Origin of the sequence: Flavobacterium sp. RNTU_13 (assembly GCF_046614455.1) — a bacterium.
Taxonomy (GTDB): Bacteria; Bacteroidota; Bacteroidia; order Flavobacteriales; family Flavobacteriaceae; genus Flavobacterium.
Window position 1 is genome coordinate 361,084 of the sequence record NZ_JBKJHB010000002.1, and the last position, 24,450, is coordinate 385,533.

Consider the following 24,450-nt stretch of genomic DNA (forward strand, 5'->3'; position numbering starts at 1 on the left):
GTACAAATAAAATGTCTAGTATTATCCAGCTTCTTCCAGACCATGTTGCCAACCAGATAGCCGCCGGTGAGGTGGTGCAGCGCCCGGCTTCGGCGGTTAAGGAACTGATGGAAAACTCGGTAGACGCTGGTGCTACCGAAATTAAACTGATTGTAAAAGATGCCGGTAAAACCCTTATTCAGGTTATAGACAACGGTAAGGGCATGAGTGTTACCGATGCGCGTTTATGCTTTGAGCGCCATGCCACAAGTAAAATACGTAATGCAGAAGATTTATTTTCGCTACATACTAAAGGTTTTAGGGGCGAGGCATTGGCATCTATAGCCGCCGTAGCCCATGTAGAGCTAAAAACCCGCCAGGAGCAGGACGAGCTTGGCACCCACTTGGTTATAGAGGGGAGTAAATTTACCCATCAGGATGTGGCGGTACTGCCGCGCGGTACTTCATTTTCTATAAAAAACCTGTTTTTTAATATACCTGCCCGCCGTAATTTCCTTAAGAGCGATACGGTGGAGTTTCGCCATATAGTAGATGAGTTTGAGCGTGTAGCCATGGCGCATGCCAATGTTAGCTTTATGCTGTACCACAACGGCAGCGAAATGTTTAACCTGCCTTCGGGTAATATGCGCCAGCGGATTGTAAATATCTTTGGCGGAAAAACCAACGAAAAGTTGGTTCCCGTAAATGAAACTACCGAAATTGTTACCATAAACGGTTTTGTAACCAAACCGGAGTTTGCCAAGAAAAACCGTGGAGAACAGTTCTTTTTTGTAAACAACCGTTTTATAAAAAGTCCGTACCTGCACCACGCCGTAATGGCGGCTTACGAAGGCTTGCTTAAAGACGGCACACAGCCTGCGTACTACCTGTACCTTGATGTGCCCCCAAACACCATAGATATAAACATACACCCCACAAAAACCGAAATTAAGTTTGACGATGAGCACGCCCTCTACGCCATACTACGTTCGGCCATAAAGCACAGCCTGGGGCAGTTTAATATAGCGCCCGTACTGGATTTTGACCGTGATGCTAATCTGGATACACCATACACTTATGAAGGTAAAGAAGCCAGTATGCCTACGGTTGAGGTAGACCGGAACTACAATCCGTTTGCCGATGATAGCCCTACAGGCAGTAATTTTGGTACCGGCAGTAGTTTTGGTACCGGCAGTAGTTTTGGCAGCTCGTTCGCATCATCGGGAGGTGGTAGAAGCCTGGGCAGCGTTTTAGCCGGTAAGGCCTCAGGTGGAGGAGGGAGCTTTGGCATCCCTTCGTTTAAAAAAGAATTACAGCCCAGTTGGGAAAGCTTGTATGTAGGTACAAGTCCTAGTAACGAGGAAATTGCCGAAATAGATTTTGAGTCGGAAGAAGTAACCGGTTCCCTGTTTAACGATAGCGATATAGAAGAAACTACCGTTTATAAAACCTACCAGATACACAAGAAATACATAGTAAGCCCTATTAAATCGGGTATGGTGATTATTGACCAAAAAAGGGCGCACCAGCGTATACTATACGAGCAGTTTTTGCGTAATATTACCGTACAGCAGGCGTCGAGCCAGCAGCTATTATTTCCGTTGGTTTTGTACTATACACCTGCCGAAATGGCATTGATTAAAGACATGAGGGCATCGCTGGAAAGCACTGGTTTTGGATTTGCCGAAATATATGGAGATCACGTTATTGTAAACGGATTGCCTGTAAATGTTGCCGAAAGTGAGGTTTCTATTTTACTGGAAGAATTGATTAACGATATGCAGCAGGAGGTGCCCGATAGTAGTTTTAGCCTAAGCGACCGTATAGCCAAATCTATGGCACGGAGTTTGGCGGTAAAAACAGGTACGCAGCTTACCGAAAAAGAACAGGAAACCATGGTTAATACCCTCTTCGCCTGTAAAGAGCCCGGAGTATCTCCATTTAATAAACTTACCTTCATAACCATGAGTGTGGAGGATTTAGATAAACGTTTTGCCTTATGATGCAGATTACCAACACTGTAAAGCAGTTAATTATAATTAATGTACTTTTTTTTATAGGTACGTATGTAGTAGGTACACATGTAGCCTACGACATTCTTGCACTTCATACACCAACGAGTACTGATTTTCAGCCCTGGCAGTTTGTTACCTATATGTTTATGCATGGAGGCATACAGCATATATTGTTTAATATGCTTGGCTTATGGATGTTCGGTAGCCCTTTAGAGCATTTTTGGGGAACAAAGAAGTTTCTGTTTTTCTACTTTTCATGCGGTATAGGAGCAGCGTTATTGCATTTGGGGATAAATCATTTTGAAATGCAAAGCCTGCTGGATGGTGCACAGGGACTTAATTTATCAGAAACTGCTATAAGAAAGATAATTAATATTGATTCCACCAATGGCGACGTTATAGATACCGAAAAGTTTAAGCAGGCAGCTTTAGCCATTCTTCAGGAAAGCGGTAAACTACAGTATCTTCAGCAAAATCCGGGTGCACTACAAAGTTTGTTCGACGCATCTATGCTAAACCAAAGCCCTATGTTAGGAGCCTCGGGAGCACTCTATGGCCTTATTGTAGCCTTTGCATTTATGTTTCCTAATGCAGAACTGATGATGATATTTTTACCAATACCTATTAAAGCCAAATATTTTGTGCCGCTTTTATTATTAGGAGATTTATTCCTGGGACTTAAAGGGCAGTCTATTTTTGGTAGTCAAGGAGATGACGGAGTGGCGCATTTTGCCCACTTAGGAGGTGCCCTGATAGGTTTTATTATGATGTGGTATTGGAAGAAAAATCAGTTTAACCACAACCGCTGGAATTAAACTATGGGAATTATAGACGATATTAAAAACGAATACCGCATTGGCGGGATTGTGCAACGCCTCATTTTCTGGAATGTAGGCTTGTTTGTAATACCGCTTGTTGTTTTTAGCCTGCTAAAAATGGGAGGGATAGTATTGCCTCAGTTTGACTGGACAGTAGGGGGGACATCAAACTGGTTTAGTGTTTCATCTGAACCGGCTGATTTGCTATGGAAACCCTGGACGTTAATCACGTATGCTTTTCTGCATTATGATTTTCTGCACCTGTTGTTTAATATGCTTTGGCTGTTTTTTGTAGGCCGACTGTTTCTTACTTTTTTTACGCAAAAGCAATTTTTTGGCTTATATATTCTATCAGCTATATTTGCCGCTTTGGTGTTTATAGGCAGTTACCAGGTCATTCCCATGCTTAGCGGTGTAGTTGCACCTATGGTAGGGGCATCGGCGTCTATTATGGCGGTTTTGGTAGCAACAGCGGTGTATGCACCACAATATCAGGTAAGGCTTATGTTAATAGGTACGGTAAAGCTTTGGCATATTGCCGGTGTTTTTATTGTACTCGATTTAATAGATGTATCGGTTTCAAATAGTGGCGGGCATATAGCACACCTTTCAGGGGCATTGTTTGGGTTTATTTACATCAAATTGCTACAAAACGGTACTGATTTAAGTAAGGGAGTATCGGCTATAATCGATTTTTTTGTCAATTTATTTAAGCCAAAGAAAGCAACGCCTTTTAAAAAAGTATATCGTAACCCAAATCCACAGCCCGCCCGTGCTGCCCAAAAACCTGCTAAAGACATAACACAGCAGCGCATAGATGAGATACTCGATAAAATAAGCCGTAGTGGGTATGATAGTCTTACCCAGGCGGAAAAAGATTTTTTAAGGAATACTGGCAAGTAATTGTACTGCCGTTAGCAATACTGCGTAAATAAAAAATGAAGAAGCTGTCGTGGTTTAATAAGTTTATGTATTTCCTGAACATCGTACTTACGGTGCTCACGGTAATATCGTATGTACTGCCGTTTGTGGCTCCTAAGCTTTCGCCACTGCTTTCGGTTTTTACGCTTGTTATGCCGCTTATGCTGGTGTTAAACGCATTTTTCTTTTGTTACTGGCTGTTTCAGGTTAAAAAGCAAATGTTGCTTTCGGGCGTTATCCTGCTTATCGGGATTACGTTTGTCAGTAAAATGTTTAAGTTTAGTGCTAATGTTCAGCCTGAAGAGCCTTCAGATTTTACGCTGATGAGCTACAACGTACGCCTTTTTAACCTTTACGAATGGCTGCCGGATCATGATATCCCGAAAAAAATAGCAGCTTTTGTAAAAGAGAAAAATCCCGATATACTTTGCCTGCAGGAGTACAGTAAACAGGCGGTAGGGGATACTGCTTTTAAACAATACAGACACCGTTTTATATTTTCGGAAAAAGGTCAGACAGAACAGGCCATTTTTTCTAAATTCCCGATTATCAATACCGGCGATATACAGTTTCCGGAGTCGGCTAATAATGCGGTTTGGGCCGATATTAAAAAAGGCAAAGACACCCTGCGTGTGTACACCATTCACCTTCAGTCGATAAAAATCAGCCCTGATATACACGAAAGTATTGATGAGGAAAAGGGTAAAATGATATTTAAACGCATAGGTGCTGCTTTTAAAAAACAGCAGTCGCAAGGTGAGCTTATGGAAAAGCACAAAAGCGAATGCAGTTATCCTATGATTATATGTGGCGACCTTAATAACAGTGCGTTTAGCTATGTGTATCGCAGCATACGCGGTACTATGAAAGACTCTTTTGAAGAGGCTGGTAAAGGCTTCGGGAAATCCTATAACTTTAAATACTATCCTGCGCGTATTGACTATATTTTTACCGATAAAACTATAGACGTACGCCAGTACCAAACGTTTAGCAATTTTGTAAACTCAGATCATTTTCCGGTTCTTACACGTTTAAGCTTTATTAAAGAGGAAGCAGAATAAAATTTTAGTCTAAAGACGAATGTCTAAAGTCTAAAGTCTAAAGTCCTGAGCTGATGATGCTTTTATAACTCTGAAAAGAAATCATCGTACTTATGATTCCGTTTTATTTTTACTAAACCCGCGAATTATCTAATAAACAAGCTCTTGTTTTTTTAGGTAATCTAATGCATACCGGCCCTCGTTAAATAAAAGATCGAGTATGCTAAGGTTGTTTATAAAGCCGTGCTTTTCTTCAAAAACCTGTGTGTAGGGGTCAAATTGGTTGGGGTCTTTTTTGCCGTTTGCTAAAGGGCGCAAGTCGGTAAAACCTTGTGCTTCATGAAAGTATTCGCTGGTTTTACCGTATGTAAAAGGCATACCGAGGCATTGGCATACAATTTCCATAATCTGGAAGTCCAGATCCATCATGTATTTGTGTTTGGTTTCAAATACCGGGCGTATATCGTCTTCAAAATACTCAAAGAACGGAGACGTCCTGTAAGCGGCTTCAAGCGACTTAAAGTGTTGTTTCTGCCAGTCAAATGCGGTCTCTATCTTTACATCCTTAAACTTCTGGTGTCCGGCAACAGGCGCGTGTTTTACGGGTATGTTAAGCAGCTGCACACCATTTGGGCTATAAATGTACATGCGGTTACGGTTGGTCTGCTTCTGGAAGTTATCTTCTGCTTCAAAGGTTATGCTCTCAGCTTTAACCATAGCCACAAAATGGCTTATTGAAGGAAAATATGTGGGGTGTAAAAGTATATTAGTCATGATAATTTGAAAGTGAATTAATTTGGAAATTTGAAAATGCGCTTTAAACTTCATTTCCAAATTTCCAAATTTTCAAATTAATTAATTTTCGGCTTTCTTTTTCTTCTTCAGTACAAAGAAATCAAGCGCAAGGTAAGCAGCTAATGCTATAATAAAATACCTGAAATACGATACCGGCTGGCCATCGCCGCCCACGGTGGTAAACATACGCTCCCAACGGATTTTCTTGTTTACGCTATCCCAACTCATCCAGATGAATACTGGCTTACCTACTATGTGGTTTTCCGGCACAAAGCCCCAAAAACGGCTGTCTTCAGAGTTGTGGCGGTTATCACCCATCATAAAATAGTAGTTTTGTTTAAAGGTATATGTGGTAGCCGGAGCACCATTGATACGAATTTCGTTACCCGTAACTTTAAGTTCGTTTGCTTCGTATTCCTCAATGATTTTTTTGTAAAAAGGCAGCATTTCGGCGGTAAGGCTTACTTGTTTTCCTTTTTCAGGAATATAGATATCGCCTATGTTGTCAACCGTCCAGTTGTCATGGGTATACGGGAAAATATAGTTTTTATTCTGCATACCGTCGTTGTTTTTGTATACGGTACGTTCCAGGGTTTCAACAAGGCTGTTTGCTTTTAGCTTGGCCACCATTTCATCGGTAAGCGAACTAAAACCGTACTCTCCCTGGCCTACAAGGCGAACGTCAACCGGATTAACCCCAAGGTCGTTAATAATGTAACTAGGGTCAAGTGAACTCTTGTCTTTAGTAGTCAGTTTATAGCTGTACTGTACCTTTGCGCGGTCAGAAAGTTTAAGTTCTTTACCGTTTATATACACCACACCATCGCGAAGTGAAAAAATATCGCCCGGTGCTGCTACACAGCGTTTTACATAGTTTGATTTTTTATCAACCGGTTTACGTATGCCAAAGCTGCTTGCGTCAAAAAATTTCTTTACCGTATCTGCAGGCCAGTTAAATACCACAATATCGTTTTTCTTAGGGGTTTCAAAACCCGGAAGCCTCATGTACGGCAGCTGTGGCCATTTGCTGTATGATTTTATGCCTACTACCGGAATTGTATCGTGTACCATAGGGGCTGCAACGGTAGTCATAGGAATTCGAGCACCGTAGTTTAGCTTACTTACAAACAGGAAATCGCCTATAAGCAACGTTTTTTCAAGCGACGATGAAGGTATGGTAAAAGGCTGAATTACATACGTATGGACTATAGTAGCTACTACTACGGCAAACAGTAGTGAGCTAAGCGTGCTCTCCTTTGTTTCTGTATTGCCGTTATATACTGCCTTATCAGAATAGTTAAGCGCGTAGATGTATAAGCCTGCGGTAAGTATGCCTATAATGTAGTCGCTGGTTTTATCTTTGCCAAATGCCTTAAGTATCTGCACCCATATTACAGGGAACATAATCAGGTTTACTATAGGTATAAACAGCAGTATGGTCCAGTACCAGGGGCGGTTAATAATTTTCATTAGTACCACGGCATTGTATACCGGCACTGCCGCTTCCCAAGGCTTACGCCCCGCTTTTTGATAAAGTTTCCAGGTTCCTGCAAAGTGTACTACCTGTACGGCAAGGAAAAATATAAACCACTGAACTAAAGTCATATTTGTATGTTTTTGGTATAAGTGTGTGTTTTTACAAAAATGTTACAGGCCCAGCACATCTTTCATGGTGTAGATGCCTGTTTTACCGGCCAGCCATTCGGCGGCTATAACAGCCCCCAGGGCAAAACCCTCTCGGTTATGGGCGGTATGTTTTATTTCTATAGAGTCAATTTCCGAATCGTAGGTAACCACGTGCGTACCCGGAACATTTTCTATACGTTTTACATCTATAAAAATATCTTCCGGCTTGGGGTTTTCTATAGCCCAGCCTGCGTAATCAGATTCGGCTATAATGTCTTTGGCAAGAGATATTGCCGTGCCGCTTGGCGCATCCAGCTTTTGGGTATGGTGGATTTCTTCCATGCTTACCTTGTACTGGTTTAGCGTACGCATCATTTTGGCAAGGTGGCCGTTTAGCTCAAAGAAAATATTTACGCCAAGGCTAAAGTTAGAGCCATAAATAAAGGCACCATTTTTTTCTTCGCACAGTTTCGCTATGTTGTGATATTGCTCCAGCCATCCGGTAGTACCGCTTACCACAGGTATACCCAGGTTTAGTGCCTGGCTTATGTTTTCTACAGCGGCGTCTGGTATGCTAAAGTCTATGGCTGCATCAGCATTTTCTAAACCATCAAAACTATTGGCACTGGTTTTTTTAAGTACTATTTCGTGTCCGCGTTCCAGGGCAATGCGCTCTATTACTTTACCCATTTTGCCGTAGCCCAGCAGTGCTATTTTCATACGTTATGGTTAAAAACGGAGGCTCATGGTAAGCCCCAGGTGATATTGGTTATCAATGTCGTTTGTTTCAAAATCCGGCCTTAGGCTCAGGTTTTCATTAACGTTAAACTGCCTTAGGTGGGCGTCTACGTTAGCATCTACAATATTAAGTATATAAATACCTGCTGTAACCAGCGCCGAAAGGTCCCGGTTACGCTGGTAATACTTTTGTGCCCGTATAAGGCGGTCGCCGTCTATACCTTCCAGTTCGCCGGTAAGGGCATGGCCAGATAAAAGCTGCTTGTAGGCATTACGGTATTTTTTGTAGTATTTTTGGTTCCAGCCATAGGAGTACAGGCTTACGCCCAATGCACCCCATACAATAGGTGCTTTCCAGTATCTTTTATTGTAAATCTGCCCCAGCCCAGGTACTACGGCAGAATAAAACGCTGCCTTGCTGGGAGCAAGGGCGTCATACTTATATTCTGCGGTTTTTTTAGCAGCCGTTTCGCTTGGCTTTTCTTTGTTAACAGGCGGCTTTTCTTCCTTTCCGGCTTCCTGGCTAAGTGCAGTACCCGTGTAAAGAAAAAAAGCCGCCAGTATAAAAAATAAGTTTTTCACTAACCTTGTATCAGTTTTATAATCCTGTTAAAGTCCTCTTCAGAGTGGAACGGAATAGTAATTTTCCCTTTTCCTTTAGCATCAATCTTTACATCTACTTTTGCTCCAAAGAAATTGGTAAATGCTTTGCGCTCGTCATCATTAACGGCAAAAGCATTCGGTTTATTTTCTGCCGGCGCTGCCTGGTCCGGGTTTTTTACACCTTCGTGGTAGCTTTTAACCAAGGCTTCGGTTTCCCTAACGCTAAGGTTACCGCTTACTATTTTTTGGTAAATATCTGCCTGGTCGTCCAGGTTTTCTACGGTAATTATAGCTCGGCCGTGGCCCATGCTTATAAAACCATCGCGTATGCCGGTCTGGATTATAGGGTCAAGTTTTAGCAGCCTCAGGTAGTTAGCTATGGTAGAACGTTTTTTACCCACGCGGTCGCTTACCTGCTCTTGCGTAAGCTGTATTTCGTCCATAAGCCTTTGGTAAGAAAGGGCTATTTCAATAGGGTCAAGGTCATGGCGCTGAATGTTTTCCACCAGTGCCATAACAAGCGAATCGTTATCATTAGCAAGGCGGATGTAAGCCGGAACATGCGTAAGGCCTGCAAGTTTACTGGCACGAAGCCTGCGCTCACCGGATATTAGCTGGTACTTGTTATAATCTGTTTTACGAACAGTAATAGGTTGTATAACACCAAGTTCTTTAATACTGGTGCTTAGTTCCTGCAGCGTTTCCTCATTAAAGTTTGTACGCGGCTGAAACGGGTTAATTTCAATCGACTCTATTTCAAGCTCTATGATATTACCCACAACCTTATCTGCGCCTTTGTCCTCAACCGACTTAATGTCGTTTTCAGGGTCTTTTAAAAGTGCCGATAGTCCGCGTCCCAGTGCCTGCTTTTTTATTGCTTTTGTCATGATAATGCCTTACTTGCTGTTTTTCTTAATAATTTCCTCTGCCAGTTGCAGGTAATTGGTAGCGCCTTTACTGGTAGCATCATAGTTAATAATGCTTTCGCCAAAACTTGGGGCTTCACTCAGCTTTATATTTCGCTGTATTATGGTATCAAAAACCATGTCATTAAAGTGTTTTTGTACTTCTTCCACCACCTGGTTGCTTAGACGAAGGCGAGAATCGTACATGGTAAGCAGCAAGCCTTCTATGTCCAGTTCGGGATTGTGTATTTTTTGTACACTTTTTATGGTATTAAGCAGTTTACCAAGACCTTCCAGGGCAAAATATTCGCACTGAATAGGTATTACCACGCTATCTGCTGCCGTAAGGGCATTAAGCGTTAGCAGCCCTAACGATGGTGCACAGTCTATAAGGATGTAATCGTATTTATCTTTTACGCTTTCCAGTGCTGTTTTAAGCATGTATTCGCGGTTTTCCTTGTCTACAAGTTCTATTTCAATAGCTACAAGGTCTATATGGGCCGGTATTATAGATACGTTAGGCGCGGTACACGGTACGGTAGCCTCATCAGGCGTGTTACTGTGTTCCAGTATCTGGTAGGTGCCTATTTCTACTGATTCTACATCAAGCCCCAGCCCTGAGCTGGCATTGGCCTGAGGGTCAGCATCTATAAGCAGTACTTTTTTTTCCAGTACACCCAGCGCTGCCGCAAGGTTTACCGAAGTTGTTGTTTTACCCACACCACCTTTTTGGTTGGCAATAGCAATGATTTTACCCATTTTCTGATTGAAATTTTCGAACTGTAAAAATACAATTATTTATGGTACCTGAAAACGGAATTTGTTAACAGTACAAAAAATAAAATACCACGCTGTGATGGCGTGGTAGTATCTTGTTGTATGCATAAAGCAGGTAGGGCATCTGCCGTCCTGCTATGTTATTTTGCTTTTTTGGCACGTATCATGGCTTCCAGCTGATCCCACATTTCTTCGGGTATGGCTTCCAGTAAGTTAAACTGCCCTGCACCCTTAAGCCACTCGCCGCCATCTATAGTAATAACCTCCCCGTTTACGTAAGCCGAAAAATCAGAAACAAGGTATGCCGCCAGGTTAGCCAACTCCTGATGGTCGCCTACACGCTTAAGCGGCACTTTTTTGGCCAGGTCAAACTTGTCTCGTAAGTCGCCCGGCAGCAACCTGTCCCAAGCGCCTTTGGTAGGGAAGGGGCCGGGTGCTATAGCGTTACTGCGTATGCCATATTTAGCCCACTCTACGGCAAGGCTCCGGGTCATGGCAAGTACACCCGCTTTTGCGGTAGCGCTTGGCACCACGTAGGCACTACCTGTCCATGCGTATGTGGTAACTATGTTTAAAATACTGGTGTTTTGCTGCTTTGTATCTATCCAGTGCTTGCCAAATGCCAGGGTGCAGTTTTTAGTACCTTTTAGCACTATGTCTATTATCGTGTCAAAAGCATTGGCAGAAAGCCGTTCCGTAGGCGATATAAAGTTGCCCGCAGCATTGTTTAGCAGCACATCTACCTGCCCAAATTTGTCTACAACCGTTTTTAGCATGGCTTCCACTTCTTCATAATGGCGCACGTCGCATTGTACTGCAAGGCAGGTGCCTCCGGTTTCGGTTTCCAGTTCTTTAGCGGTATTTTGCAACTTTTCCAGGTCACGGCTGGTTATGGCCACTTTGGCGCCAAGCTCTAAAAAGTACTTGGTCATAGATCTGCCAAGGCCGCTGCCGCCGCCTGTTACTACTATTGTTTTGCCTTTAAGTGCGTCGTCACGCAGCATTTTTTCGGTATAATTCATTGTTCTCAGAGGTTTGTTCGTAATAGTAAAGATACTAAAAATAGTATGCGCGCCTACTTTTGTTTTGCAGTAGTTACAATATTACGCTATTGTAAAATATTTAAGCATGCACGCAACCCTTTTGCATATTGTTTATCTTTTAAGAAAATCACCATGCTATGAGATACCTGAAACTACTGCTGGTAATGCCTTTGCTGTTTTTATTACAGGGCTGCTGGCTTATCCTTTTTACAGACATCCACGGAACAGATGACCCGGGCGAGGCTCCGCAATCTGCCTACCGCGCGGTTACCATGCCCCGCGCCACTATGGAAAACTCCATTAGCCTTACCGACGCCAAACCGGTTAAGAAATCCGGTAAAATTTACATTAAAGATAACCTGATGTTTGTTACCGAAGTTAACGAGGGTTTCCATATTTATGATTATTCAGACCCGGCGCACCCTACCCAAAAAGCATACCTACAGGTACCCGGCGCTACTGATGTAGCCATACGAAACAACAGCCTGTACATTAACCAGGCGGTTGACCTTGTTACGCTTAACTATACAGGCAGCAGTGTTGCTGTTACAGCACGTACACGGAATATTTTCCCGTCAAAGAAGTCGCCGGACGGCTACTGGGCACCTGCGGGAAACAATGAAATTATTGTAAACTGGATACCAAGATAATATGAAAAAAATACTACTTCTGTTACTGAGCCTTATGGTTGCGGTATCTTGTGCCACTGATAGTAATGAAAATGCCTCTGCCGGTGACGGCCAGGGTGGTTCCTTAGCGGTTTTTGCTCTAAAGGACAATTATTTATACGTGGTAGATGAAACAAATCTTAACGTGTTTTCTTTAGCCGACGCTGCTAATCCTACACAGGTAAATACGGTACACGTGGGCTTTGAAATTGAGACCCTTTTTGCCAATGACAATCGTCTGTACATGGGGGCACGCAGCGGCATGTATATGTACAATATAGAAAATCCCGAAGACCCGCAGCTACTGGGTACTGCCTTCCACTTTACGGCGTGCGACCCTGTAGTGGCCAATGGCAATACAGCTTACGTAACGCTACACAGCAATACCTGGTGCGGTAACAATGTTAATGCGCTTATGGTATACGATATTACGGACCCGGAGCACCCTGCCACCCTTAACTCCCGTACGCTTGTGGCGCCAAAGGGCTTAGCGCTTTACAGAAACTACCTGCTGGTATGCGACGATAAAATCAAGATATTTGATGTTACCACACCGGCTTATCCCGTACTTAAAACCAGTATAGACAAAGCCTGTAACGACCTTATTATTAGGGGTAATGAAATGTTTGCCATAGCAGACGATGCGGTTTACAGGTTTAACCTGGATCCGGTAGATATAACAAACATACAGCAGATTAGCGCTGTAAAGTTTTAGCTGAAAAAAGCCCTGGCCTAACTTTATAGACCAGGGCTATCTTGATTAGTCCTCAAATTACGATATACAAAAAGCTATTATAGGAATAGTTATTCAAAGCTCATATAAACAGCTTATGCACTGAGTTGAAAGCTATGTATTTTATCTTCCGGCAATTTCCGGTGAAGCACTGTCTAGTATTTCAAAAAACAAGTTTTGGTTTTCTGTTAAATCTAACGTTTTTGTTGCTGCATCTCCCTCCATAACCAAGATAAAAATCTGGTTACCAATTACTTTGCCGCCCATAAATTCAGATAATGCGACATTGTCCATTTTTTTTCGTGTATGCCAGCAAATCATAAACTCATTATCTTCCGATGAACGCATTTGAAACCCTCTTTTTTGCGTTTTTAATGCAGCATTGTCTTTATTCGAATTTTTAGATGCCCAAAAAGAAGTCATAGTTGTAATTTTTTTCTTTTTGTCAGTCGGGGATTTTTTCTCATCATCATTAAGGTAGTATGAAGCTTCACCTTCTTCTATATGAAAGGTGTTACCCTTAATTATAAACTTGCCGTCGGCTTTTATTTCAGCATCTTTAGGTAACAACAGCGTTATCTTGTTTTGCTTTTCGTTATAGGTATATTTAATAGAATCGTCTCCCGAAGAAGGTGCTTTTTGCTGGGCGAAGCTTTCAACGAAACATAACAATGCAACTAAAACTAGATTTTTCATGGTTGAAGATTTTTGGTTTGTACACCAAATATATATATAAAATATATATGCTAAATTTGCTACTGTGTTAAAAAAAAAAGCTGCCATAACCGGCAGCCCTATCACAAACTAATTGAATAGCGGTTTTTTAAATTACTCCGTTTCTATTTTAAGCACAAACGCGTTGTCATCTATTTTTTTTGAAGGTGTGGTTAGGTGCAGCCCTTTGTCGTCTGTTGTAAAGGCAATTTCTTCGCCCGAAGCCAGTGCGGTTATGCGTTTTACTTTTGGTACAAAATCAAATACCTTACCGCTAAACGACTCAAGCGTTACGGGAGTATTGTTTCCGGGCCAACCTAAAAATATAGCATAAACCACATTGCCTTTACGGGTATAGCGTACATCCTGGGCGGTGTAGGTTACTTTATCAGCAAACATACCCGCCTTGCCCATTTTAGTAGGGCCTTCGCCAAAAATCTGCCACGTACGGCTGCCGTAAATTGCCTCGCCATTTACACTAAGCCAGTTACCTATGGCCAGTAAAATGTCTTTCTGGTTTTGCGGAATGGTACCATTTGCCATAGGCGAAATGTTTAGCATCAATGCTCCGTTCTTACTAACTATATCTGCCAGTAGGTCAATGATTTCATCGGCGTTTTTTAGTCCCAGGTTATTGGTGTAGCTCCAGCTGCCCACCGATACCGTTTCGTCAGTCAGCCAAAAGTCTTTTGTAATGGCATTATTACGCCCTTTTTCAAAATCTTCAAGGCTCACTGTTTTGGGTAGTTCGCCTTCCTTGTGCGTAACCACAATTTGCTTTTTCTCCGCTACCGAATGGTTAAAGTAATGCGCCAGAAACTGCTGTTTGTACGGCTCTGGTATTTTAGTCATTTTACTGTCAAAGTAAATGAGGTCTGGCGAGTAGTTGTCTATAAGTTCCTTAAGTTCGCCCAGCCAGTTCGCATAAAACTGCTCCCTTGGTATATTGCCATACATCATCCGGATTTTTGGGTCGGTGCTCGATGTAGCCATATTAGGATTATACGGAAAGTAAGAGGTATCATCCAGCCACTTGTCTTTTTCATCCTGAAAAAGCTGCAGGTTACGGTCTTTATGAAAACTCGTTACCAACTTTAACCCACGTTGGTGTATGGCTTTTGCCAGTTCACCCACAAGGTCGCGGTGAGGCCCCATATCCTGGCTGTTCCATGGGTTTATTTTGCTGGCCCAGTTACTCCACCCATCATGATGCTCTGCTACAACGCCACCAAACTTTGCACCGGCTTTTACCATAAGGTCTGCCCATTCATCGGCATTAAAGTTTTCTGCCGTAAACATAGGTACAAAATCATGGTAGCCAAACTTATTTAAAGGACCATAGGTAGCCACCTGATGCTTGTTTTCGTCTGTGCCTTCTATGTGCATATTGCGCGGATACCAGTCGTTTGCATAGGCGGGCACAGACAGCACACCCCAGTGCGCATAAATACCAAACTTAGCGTCTTTAAACCACTCGGCAGATTCATCGTACTTAGCCAGCGACTCCCAAGTAGGCTCATAATGGCGTGCTGCGGGGATTCCCTTTTTTACTGTAGAACAGCTTGCCAGGGCAAATAATGCTGCTATTGCTATAGCGTTTTTCTTCATGATGTTATTTATTTTATGAAAAGAGGCACAGAGCAGCGGATTAATTCCGTTTGGCCCTGTGCCTCCTTATTGAATTTCTGTAGACTATGTAATTACTCCACAGTTACACTCACTTCTGCCTTAATATCTCTGGATGATGTTCCCAATTTAAAGGTGTATGTTCCCGGTTCTACTACCCAACTTTTGGTAGCTATATCATAGTAAGCCAGCTCTTTTACCGGAACTTCTATGCTCACTTTTTCACTGTTGCCGACTTTTACAGCTGTTTTAGCAAAGCCTTTTAGCTCTTTTGCCGAACGTTGTACTTTACTTTCCGCTTTAGAAACATACAACTGTACCACCTCTTTACCGTCTGCCTTACCCGTGTTTTTAAGGTCAAGGGTAACGGTTATGGTTTCGTCTTTGGTATAACTTTCCTTATCGGTTTTGGCATTAGCAAGTTCAAAGGTAGTATAGCTTAAGCCGTAACCAAATGGGTATAGCGGTGCAATGTTCTTGGTGTCAAACCAGCGGTAACCTACCAGTATACCTTCTTTATATTCTTCTGTAGCGCCCCCGGGGAAGCTGTTTGTGGCATGAGCCGGAGAATCTTCTATACGCTTAGGCATGGTCCATGGCAGCTTACCCGATGGGTTTACTTTACCAAGAATAACATCGGCAAGGGCGTTACCGCCTTCGCTACCGTTATACCAGCTCCACAATATGGTTTGGTTTTCTTTTTCTACCTGATTAAGGTCGTATGGAGAACCTGCTACAAAAACCACTATAGTTTTAGGATTAGCTGCTTTTACTGCCGATATAAGTGCTTCCTGTCCGAACGGAAGTTTCAGGTCTACACGGTCGCTGGCTTCGGTTTCGTAATCGCGGTTAGCGCCTACAAACAGTATTGCCACGTCTGATTTTTTTGCTGCTGCAACGGCTTCGGCAACCATTTTAGGATCCAGTTCGTTTATCGTTTCAGCACGTTCTACCGTTACATCGCCGTATTTAATATTAGCTTTTGGCTTAAATTTGGTTTCGTAACCTTTAGCGTAGTTTATGGTAATGCTTTGCGGAAGCTTTGCCTTAAGCGCATCAAGCGGAGTAACCTCGCGTTTCGTTTTTACTCCGGCGCCAAAACCGCCCTGTGCGTGTTTTGCTGTAGCGTTGGCACCAATTACGGCAATGCTTTTAACGCCTTCGGTTTGTAGCGGAAGCATATTAGCACTGTTTTTTAGCAATACTACCGATTCTGAAGCTATGGCATACGCGTTTTTAAAATGTGCTTCGGTATTTATGCTACCCTTTACACGGTCTGTGGCGTCGCCCATTGCCTTAAGGGTATACAGCATTTTCAGGGTACGTTTTACATGCTTATCTATTTCCGCTTCGGCTACTTTACCTTCTTTTACCGCTTTTATCAGTGGGTTAGCCAGCCAAAACTCGTCAAACGATGGCGCGTTAGTACCCATCTCAAGGTCGGTTCCTGCCTCAAGCGCTTTTTTGGTACTATGTACGGCATCCCAGTCGGAAATTACAATACCCTTAAAGCCCCATTCATCGCGTAAAATGTCCTGAAGCATGTATTTGTTTTCACACAGGTAGTCGCCGCGAAACTTGTTGTAGGCACCCATAACACTGTACGCTTTCGCATCTTTTACCGCAGCTTCAAATGCAGGGAGGTATACCTCTCGCAATGTACGCTCGTCCATATTTACATCTACCGATCCTCGGTTGGTTTCCTGGTTATTAGCCGCATAGTGCTTTATACACGCCGCCACGTTTTGGTCTTGTACACCTACTACGTAAGGTACAACAAGGCTTTTGTTAAGGAAAGGATCTTCGGTCATGTACTCAAAGGTACGGCCGCCAAGTGGGGTACGGATGATGTTAAAGGCAGGGGCCAGTAACACATCTTTCTCTCGGGCGCGTGCTTCTTCGCCAATGCTTGTACCAAAGAGGTTAGCCATGGCAGGGTTCCACGTAGCCGATAAACCACCACCGGCAGGGAAGTACGTGGCATAGTCGGTTTCCAGGTGTAGGGGAGCCCAGCTCATGCGTTCCAGCTCCTCGCGTATGCCCAGAGGGCCATCGGCCATGTGCACTTCAGGAATACCAAGGCGCTCTACACCTTTGTTTGTAAACATACTGTAACCGTGTAGCATGCCCACTTTTTCCTCCAGGGTCATTTTGCTTACCAGTTCATTTATTTTACCATCATACTCATCGGTCATTTCTTTGCCTTCATAGGCTTTAGAGGCCGATGCCTGTGCTTTGTCGTTTACCTTACACGATGCCATAAGCAGTATCATGGCAGCCGAAAGGCATAATGCTTTATTCTTCATATTGAGGTTGTTATTGGGTTAAAGAGGTTGTATTAAAGCGAATATCGCGTTTAAAGATAACCGTATTATGTATTATTTAGCCAGTTTTTTAAAGCGAATGGCATATCCGCCCGAACGCGGCAGGTTTAGCGTTAACTTATCTTTAGCCGTAACATTTTTTTTGGTTATGGCTACTTCGCCCGGGTTGTGTGTTTCATCGGTTCCCGGCGCGTCGGCATAAATTTGCGCTTCATACGTAGCATTAGCATCCAGAAAAGAAAGCGCTACATTTAAGTTACGGGCTTTTTCGTTAGTAAGGCTACCCAGGTACCAGTCGGTACTATTGCGGTCTTTACGGGCTGTAGTTATGTATTCACCTATTTCGCCGTTTAGCACTTTAGTATCTTCCCAGTCGGTAGGTACATCTTTAAGGAACTGAAATTCCGGCTGCCCTGCATAGTTCTCGGGTAGGTCGGCAAGCATTTGTATTGGCGAGTATAACACTACATACAGTGCAAGTTGTTTTGCGGCTGTAGTGTGTACGCGTTTGCCAGGATACCCCTGTTTTACCTCAACATCTATAACACCAGGTGTAAAATCCATGGGGCCTGCAAGCATACGGGTAAACGGAATTGTAGCCTCATGCGACGGCGGGTTGCCTTCGCTCCAGGCGTTATACTCCATACCACGCGCACCTTCGCGTGCCATCATGTTAGGGTAGGTACGGCGTTCTCCCGTATCTTTTATAGGTTCGTGGAAGTTTACTGCCAGCCCGTATTGCGCGGCTTTCTCAAGTACATAACGATAGTAGCGCACCCCAAACTGACCGTGGTGCCACTCTTTCATGTTTAGCCTAGAACCTACCTGGCCTATTTTTACGTTATGGATGCCCAGTTTTTTGTACAATGCAAAACCGGCGTCTATTTCTTTAAGGTAATTAACAAGGTTTGAACCTGTTTCATGGTAGCCAATGATTTCTACACCTTTTTTACGGCCATAGTCTACTACTTTAGCCAAATCAAAGTTGTCTGCGTTTTGCGTAAAGCTAAACATGTGCATGCGGTTTTCGTACCAAGACGGCGTCCATCCTTTGTTCCAGCCCTCGATAAGCAGGTAATGAAATCCTTCTTTAGATGTAAAATCAATATATTCCTCGGCGTGCTTTGTGGTAGCACCCTGTTTTTCGCCTTCCCAAAAACTATACTTACCTATGTGCATGGCCCACCAGATACCCAGGTATTTAAACGGATGCACGTACGAAAGGTCTTTCAGTTTGTTAGGCTCGTTAAGATTTAGTATAAGGTACGACTCTATAAGGTCACCCGGTTTTTCGCCTATTTGTAGTGTTCTCCACGATGAGGTAAAGGTTTTTACGTAGCGTGCCTTTACACCATCGGCCCAAGGCACAAGGTCTGATTTTAGGTTGCTGCCTGTGGTATGTTCCATTACCATACTAGGCCAGTCTACAAGATTTGCCTCATGGAAACTGATTACGTTTTTCTTGTTTTCTATGGTAAGCGGTGTGTGTACTTTGCCCAGCTTACTCACAGCACCGGGGGTAAACAGGTATTCGTAGCGGTTTTCCTGATAAGCAGGTATAGACCATGCCTTACCATCTTCTTTAAGGTTAAAGGCGGTAACCTCGTCCATTACAAAAATACTGTCTTTAATACCTTGCTCAGGAAACACGTAGCGGAAAGCCACACCATCATCAAACGCGCGAAACTCTATATTTAGCTTACGCTTGCGGGCATCTTTGGTCTGTAGCTGCACCACCATCTGGTTATAGTGGTTGCGTATGTTCTTTTTTTCGCCCCATACCTGTGTCCAGGTATCATCATGGGTAGTGGTTTTAATGTTGGTAACGGTGAAATCCTTGCTAAGATCTTCGTTTTTAAGCTTAAAGCCCATAGCCGAAGGCGTAATGATTTCGTCTTTACCATGGGTTACGGCATAGGTGGGGATACCGTTTGTAAGGCTAAAGGTAACGTTGTTTTTTTTGCCGGGTGATTCCAGCTTTTGTGTTTTGTTTTGTGCAACTACCGCGGTTACGCTAAGCAGCAGCATGGGTAAAAGCGTGCTTATCTTCTTCATGACTATATGTGTTAGGGATGCTTTGGAGCTGTAAAAACCGGGAATAGGGGGGAGTATGATAACCCCGATTCCCGGAAAACTACAAAACTAACCCAAGTATTTATATGTTTATTTTACCCACTGTGTGGTAAAACTGGTTTTAGTGCCAAACGGATTTTGTTTTACTTCAAACTCATTTCCTTTTTTACTGGTGGTTATGGTTTGTACGGCATCTGTACCGGGCAGATATACTTTACCGGTAGCTGACGCGCTGTCGTTTGTGGCAAATACCTTTAACGTTAGCTTGCTCCACTCCATATCCTTGGTACTTTGAGCCAGTTTTATATGTGGCAGCACTGTACCGTTTTTAACCAATACCACTATAGGCAGGTCTCCTGCTTTAATTTTGTGCCAGCCGCCGTTGTATACTTTTTTGGTTTGATAATCTATCCATTGTCCCGGTGGCAGGTATACATCGCGTTCTGTTACTTCTTCAAACAGCGGTGCTACAAGCAGGTCTGAACCAAATAAATACTCGTTATCTACCAGCCATGACCCCGGGTCGTTAGGGAACTCTACAAACAGGGCACGCATCATAGGCAGGCCACGCTCGCTACAGTCTTTTGCCTGGGCGTAAATGTATGGCATAAGCTCATAGCGCATATTGTCGGCATTGCGATACATTTCCAGGAAGTCACTGCTGTAAAACCATGGTTCTTTTGGTGGTTCGCCGTGGCTGCGTACATGGCTGGTAAGCATACCAAAAGGTGTCCACCTGCGGTATAGGTTTTCTGGCGATTTAGTTACAAAACCTCCTACATCATGGCTCCAGAAACTAAAACCTGAAAGCCCTAATGAAAGCCCGCCCCTTAATGTAGCGCTCATGGCACCGTTTGTGGTAGCTGCATCGCCGCCCCAGTGCAGTGGGTAGCGCTGGCTACCGGCCCAGGTACTGCGCGCCCAAATAAGCGTATAGCCTTTTTCGCGCTGGGTAACCTCGGCTACAGCCTTATTATAGCGCAGCGGAAACAGGTTGTGTTCATAAAAACCGGTGCGTCCATTGCTGTAAATGCCGTCTACAGGTGCCGCTTCGCCAAAGTCTACTTTAAACACTGCTACTCCCTGGTCGAACAGGTGCTTAAGTTTACCCTGGTACCATGTTACGGTGGCCGGGTTGGTAAAATCAAGCACGGCGTCTTCATAAGGCAGGTTACCTTTTCGGTCTTTTACTGCCAGGTTGTTGTCTACAATTTCTTTAAACAAGGTATTCTTTGGCGTAAAGTAGGGAAGCTGCCACAGGCACACATTAAAGCCGTCTTTTTTAAGATCGGTCATCATCTTGGTTGGGTCTTCAAAACGCTTGGAAGCAAACTCATAGTTGTTCCTCCAGTCAATATCAAACCAACCGGTATCAAAGTGAATTACATCACTTGGTATCTTGTATTTACGAAGGTTTTTAGCCACTTCACGGCCTTCTTTTTCAGAAAAATAGGTAATACGGCTCATCCATAAACCAAACGACCATAGTGGTGGCATGGCTGCCTTACCGGTAAGGTCTGTATACTCATTCAGTATATCTTTTGGCTCACCAATAAACAGGAATAGGTCGGCTTCGTCGTCGCCTATCATCATTTTATTGGTATTGGCATCGTACTTACCAAAGTCTACTGTAATGGGCGAAGAGGTATGCATAAACACCCCGTAGCCACGGCTGCTCATATAAAACGGAATGGGCTTGTACATGGTTTCGTTTTGTACACCGTTTGCATCATCGGTAAACAGTACTACTTTTTGCCCACGCTTGTTAAAGCTGGTAAACGACTCCCCGCAACCGAAAATCTTTTCATCGGGCTCCAGGCTAAATACCGGTGCCATACTACGCGAATAGTCGCTGTTGCGGCGCACGTAGCTAAATGGTAAAATAGGGGTGTAGGTGTTTTGTACGTCGCTGTTGTGCAGGGTACTTGTAAGTAACTTACCTGCTGCATCGTATATTTTTACATGCCATGGGTTGGCTATGATTTCAACCGTTCCGTACTTGCTGGTATACTTATGCCCTGTTGCGGTTTTACTGTATTTCCAAAGTTCGGGGTGGTTAGGCGCGGTACCGTTTACCAGCATAAGCGATTCTTGTGGCTGGTGGTACTGAGGCCCAGAAGCCATTTTTATCCTTACCGTGCGGTCTGATACAAATTGCACGGTAAATGGCAGTACCGGAGCAGCTTCATATTCAGTAGTAGGAAACTCGTTTGCAGCAACCGGAGACGGTTTTACCAGCATATTGTCAAACGCCTGGCGGGTTTGGTAATTGTAACGCTGGTACTTTACGGTTCCTGTTCCGGTAGCCGGGTCAAATGAGGCAAGTTCATCGGCAAAGTAAAACGTGTTTAGATAGTCTTCAAAATCTTTGCTTACATCTACAGGCGCGTTAAGCAGGTTAGCGTTCTGTATCTGTGCATTGGCTACGCCCAGGCCTCCTAAAAAGAGCGCCAGTGCGGCCGATAGTACAGTCAACTTTCTTTTTTTCATTGGGTTACTTATAGTTTGGTTACTTGTGGGAAATTTTCCGTATTATTTTGTGGTTATATTAACCGTTGTGTCCTTTAGCCCAGCTGCACTTGCTGTTAATTGCAGCGTGCCGGGCTTTTTGCCCGCCTGCACTATTACAAGGCATTTGCCCATCCATGCGGTGTGTTTAGTGGCTTTGTAGCTTTCGTGGCTTACCGGGTCGCCGCTGCAAACCCCTACAATTTTCCCGTCCCCTTTCAGGCTAAAGTTAATAAGGTTGTTTGCCGTAGGGTTAAAGTTTCCGGCGGCATCGGTTACGTCTACGGTAATATAGCTCAGGTCAGTACCGTCTGCGTTTATGGTTTGGCGGTCGGCAGTGGCTTTTAAGGCTGCTGCAGCACCGGCAGTTTTTATTTCTTTTTCCAGCACCACTTTTCCTGCTTTGCGGCTTACGGCTTTTAGCGTTCCGGGCTCGTATTTTACGCTCCACATTACGTGTAGGTCATCGCCCTGTTTGCTGCGTTTGCCTACTGATTTTCCGTTTACAAAAAGTTCTACTTCGTCAGCATTATTATAGTAGGCCCATACGTCTACAGTTTTACCAGGTTTCCAGTTCCAGTGAGGCAGTATGTGCAGTACATCTTTAGTAGTCCATTCGCTTTGATACATGTAGTACACATCTTTAGGGAAACCGGCAAGATCTGCGATGCCGAAGTACGAACTAATGGAAGGCCACAGATAAGGTGTAGGTTCTCCTATATAATCAAACCCGGTCCAGATGAACATACCCGAGAGGTAGTCGTACTTTTTCATTACTTTCCAGGTAGCCTCATGGGTAGAACCCCAGGGTGCCTGTACCTGGTCGTAGGCCGAACAGGTGTTACCCGGATTACCTTCGAGTAAAGGAATGTCCCATCGTTTAGGCCATATTTTTATAGTGTCTGATTTGGGGTCATATACACCACGCGTTTCCAGTGCTGAGGTAGTTTCGGTAGCAATAAAAGGTGTTTTAGGAAAGTTTACCTGATGCTTAGGCCAGGTTTGATGGGCATAGTTGTATCCTATAATATCCAGCGCACCCGATGCTGCAAGGTTATTAGGCTTGTCTGCCGTATTTGTAAACTGTATGCTTACTTTAGTAGCGTCTACCGCTACAGGCGGATTCATGGCTGCGGTAACCGGCCTGGTTTTATCCAGGTTCTTTACTATGGCGGCGAGTTCGCGCCCTGTTTCGGCACCTTTTTCATTCCATTGTTCTGGGATCTCATTGCCTATGCTCCATATAAATACCGATGCGTGGTTACGGTCGCGCAGTATTTGGTCTTCCAGGTCTTTTTTGTGCCATTTATCCCAGTAGTTACTGTAGTCGTAGGGTGTTTTGGCTTGTGCCCACATATCAAAGGCTTCGTCCATAACAATGAGTCCCATTTTATCGCAAAGGTCTAACAGTTCCGGTGCGGGTGGGTTGTGGCTGGTACGTATGCCGTTTACACCCATTTCCTGCATTATTTGCAGTTCGCGCTCCATAGCCCTGGTATTGAAAGCCGACCCCAGTGGCCCCAAATCATGGTGCAGGCACACGCCCTTTATTTTTAGTGGTTTACCGTTAAGGATAAAACCTTTGTTGAGGTCAAATTTAAAATCCCGGATACCGAAGGTAGTTTCATACGCATCGGCAACAGTGCCGTCTATACTTATTTCAGTTACTGCACGGTACAGTTCCGGCTTTTCGGTTTCCCAAAGCACAGGGGTGTTAACATCGGCTTGTTGTTTTACTACCTGCTGGTCGTTAGCACCAATTTTTTGTTCGGCTGTAACCGATGTAATTTCTGAATCTCCCTTATATATGGTAGTAGTTATTGTAGCCGTTTTTTCGGTTTTATCTTCGTTTTTAACGGTAGTTTCCAGTGCTACAGTAGCTTTTTGTGCAGATACTTGTGGTGTGGTTATGTATGTGCCATATTCGGCTACGTGTACTTTGTTAGTAGTGGTAAGCCATACGTTTCTGTAAATGCCCGAACCGGAATACCAACGTGAGTTGGGTTGTTTGGCATTATCTGCCTTTACAATAATTTCGTTTTTTTGGCCTTCGCCAAATTTTAGGTAAGGGGTAAGGTTGTAGGTAAAACCTATATAGCCGTTAGGCCTGTTACCCAAATAATGCCCGTTTATCCAAACGCTGCTGTTACGGTATACGCCGTCAAATGTAACAGAGGTAACCTTTGTGCTGTCTGCGGCAGGTAGGCTGAATGTTTTTTTGTACCAGCCAAGGCCGCCATTTAGTGCGCCGCCGCCTATTCCCGCAGGGCTGTGCTCGTTGAAGTTGCCTTCTATGCTCCAGTCGTGCGGAAGGTTAAGGGTGCGCCATTGGGTAGCGTTTCCTATGGTGTCATGGTCTTTAAGGCTGTCATTCAGGTGAAACTGCCAGTTGTCGTTAAAGTTTACCTTTCTTGATGCAAGCAGGCTGTTATCATGGCCTTTGCAGGCCATAAGGCTAAAAATGCCTGCAAGTGCAGCAGTTTTAAGCAGTTTAGTTATAGTTAGTGTAGTCATGAGGATATGGGTATAAAAAGCCGATAAGTG

19 protein-coding genes are annotated in these 24,450 nt (G+C 43.8%); 6 read left to right on the forward strand and 13 right to left on the reverse strand.

The window, feature by feature from the left end:
• Positions 1-11: 11 nt before the first annotated feature.
• From mutL to ACLI08_RS06705, 4 genes are read left to right on the forward strand one after another with little or no spacing between them, the layout of a single operon-like run.
• Positions 12-1,982 (forward strand): DNA mismatch repair endonuclease MutL, encoded by a 1,971-nt coding sequence (gene mutL / locus ACLI08_RS06690; protein WP_411427689.1) that lies wholly within the window; start codon positions 12-14, stop codon positions 1,980-1,982.
• Positions 1,979-2,809, forward strand: coding sequence for a rhomboid family intramembrane serine protease (locus ACLI08_RS06695; protein WP_411427690.1), 831 nt, complete (start codon positions 1,979-1,981; stop codon positions 2,807-2,809). The genes mutL and ACLI08_RS06695 overlap by 4 nt, the downstream gene beginning before the upstream one ends.
• A gap of 3 nt (positions 2,810-2,812) precedes the next feature.
• Positions 2,813-3,715, forward strand: coding sequence for a rhomboid family intramembrane serine protease (locus tag ACLI08_RS06700; protein WP_411427691.1), 903 nt, complete (start codon positions 2,813-2,815; stop codon positions 3,713-3,715).
• A gap of 35 nt (positions 3,716-3,750) precedes the next feature.
• Positions 3,751-4,794 (forward strand): endonuclease/exonuclease/phosphatase family protein, encoded by a 1,044-nt coding sequence (locus ACLI08_RS06705; protein ID WP_411427692.1) that lies wholly within the window; start codon positions 3,751-3,753, stop codon positions 4,792-4,794.
• Between the two features lie 129 nt (positions 4,795-4,923).
• Here ACLI08_RS06705 and ACLI08_RS06710 read toward each other — a convergent pair whose 3' ends face one another.
• The 7 genes from ACLI08_RS06710 to ACLI08_RS06740 all read right to left on the reverse strand — a co-directional run bounded on the left by ACLI08_RS06710 (position 4,924) and on the right by ACLI08_RS06740 (position 11,239).
• Positions 4,924-5,547 carry a WbqC family protein gene (locus ACLI08_RS06710; protein WP_411427693.1) on the reverse strand — a complete coding sequence of 208 codons (624 nt, stop codon included), beginning with the start codon at positions 5,545-5,547 and terminating at the stop codon, positions 4,924-4,926.
• Positions 5,548-5,628: 81 nt separating this feature from the next.
• Positions 5,629-7,173, reverse strand: coding sequence for a signal peptidase I (gene lepB, locus ACLI08_RS06715; protein ID WP_411427694.1), 1,545 nt, complete (start codon positions 7,171-7,173; stop codon positions 5,629-5,631).
• Between the two features lie 42 nt (positions 7,174-7,215).
• Entirely contained in the window at positions 7,216-7,914 is a 699-nt protein-coding gene (dapB, locus tag ACLI08_RS06720) for a 4-hydroxy-tetrahydrodipicolinate reductase (protein WP_411427695.1), read from the reverse strand.
• Positions 7,915-7,923: 9 nt separating this feature from the next.
• Positions 7,924-8,514, reverse strand: coding sequence for a DUF5683 domain-containing protein (locus ACLI08_RS06725; protein ID WP_411427696.1), 591 nt, complete (start codon positions 8,512-8,514; stop codon positions 7,924-7,926).
• Complete coding sequence (locus ACLI08_RS06730; RefSeq protein WP_411427697.1) at positions 8,514-9,422, reverse strand: ParB/RepB/Spo0J family partition protein; 909 nt, start codon at positions 9,420-9,422, stop codon at positions 8,514-8,516. Before ACLI08_RS06730 ends, ACLI08_RS06725 begins: the two co-directional genes overlap by 1 nt.
• A 9-nt stretch (positions 9,423-9,431) precedes the next feature.
• Positions 9,432-10,199, reverse strand: coding sequence for a ParA family protein (locus tag ACLI08_RS06735; protein ID WP_411427698.1), 768 nt, complete (start codon positions 10,197-10,199; stop codon positions 9,432-9,434).
• Positions 10,200-10,357: 158 nt separating this feature from the next.
• Positions 10,358-11,239, reverse strand: coding sequence for an SDR family oxidoreductase (locus ACLI08_RS06740; protein WP_411427699.1), 882 nt, complete (start codon positions 11,237-11,239; stop codon positions 10,358-10,360).
• Positions 11,240-11,397: 158 nt separating this feature from the next.
• On the opposite strand from ACLI08_RS06740, the gene ACLI08_RS06745 reads away from it, so the two are divergent.
• On the forward strand, positions 11,398-11,910 hold the full coding sequence (locus ACLI08_RS06745) for a hypothetical protein (RefSeq protein WP_411427700.1): 513 nt from the start codon (positions 11,398-11,400) through the stop codon (positions 11,908-11,910).
• A gap of 1 nt (position 11,911) precedes the next feature.
• Positions 11,912-12,643 (forward strand): LVIVD repeat-containing protein, encoded by a 732-nt coding sequence (locus ACLI08_RS06750; protein WP_411427701.1) that lies wholly within the window; start codon positions 11,912-11,914, stop codon positions 12,641-12,643.
• 141 nt (positions 12,644-12,784) lie between these two features.
• Here the strand turns inward: ACLI08_RS06750 and ACLI08_RS06755 are convergent, their stop codons facing one another.
• The 6 genes from ACLI08_RS06755 to ACLI08_RS06780 form a co-directional block, all read right to left on the reverse strand.
• Entirely contained in the window at positions 12,785-13,357 is a 573-nt protein-coding gene (locus tag ACLI08_RS06755; protein WP_411427702.1) for a hypothetical protein, read from the reverse strand.
• 132 nt (positions 13,358-13,489) lie between these two features.
• Positions 13,490-14,983: an alpha-L-fucosidase gene (locus ACLI08_RS06760; protein ID WP_411427703.1), complete on the reverse strand. Its 1,494-nt coding sequence runs from the start codon at positions 14,981-14,983 to the stop codon at positions 13,490-13,492.
• Between the two features lie 92 nt (positions 14,984-15,075).
• Positions 15,076-17,307: a glycoside hydrolase family 3 C-terminal domain-containing protein gene (locus tag ACLI08_RS06765; RefSeq protein WP_411427704.1), complete on the reverse strand. Its 2,232-nt coding sequence runs from the start codon at positions 17,305-17,307 to the stop codon at positions 15,076-15,078.
• A 72-nt stretch (positions 17,308-17,379) separates the two neighbouring features.
• Entirely contained in the window at positions 17,380-19,380 is a 2,001-nt protein-coding gene (locus ACLI08_RS06770; RefSeq protein WP_411427705.1) for a glycoside hydrolase family 97 protein, read from the reverse strand.
• 108 nt (positions 19,381-19,488) lie between these two features.
• Positions 19,489-21,888, reverse strand: a complete 2,400-nt coding sequence (locus ACLI08_RS06775; RefSeq protein WP_411427706.1) for a TIM-barrel domain-containing protein — start codon at positions 21,886-21,888, stop codon at positions 19,489-19,491.
• Between the two features lie 42 nt (positions 21,889-21,930).
• On the reverse strand, positions 21,931-24,420 hold the full coding sequence (locus tag ACLI08_RS06780; RefSeq protein WP_411427707.1) for a glycoside hydrolase family 2 TIM barrel-domain containing protein: 2,490 nt from the start codon (positions 24,418-24,420) through the stop codon (positions 21,931-21,933).
• Positions 24,421-24,450: the final 30 nt, after the last annotated feature.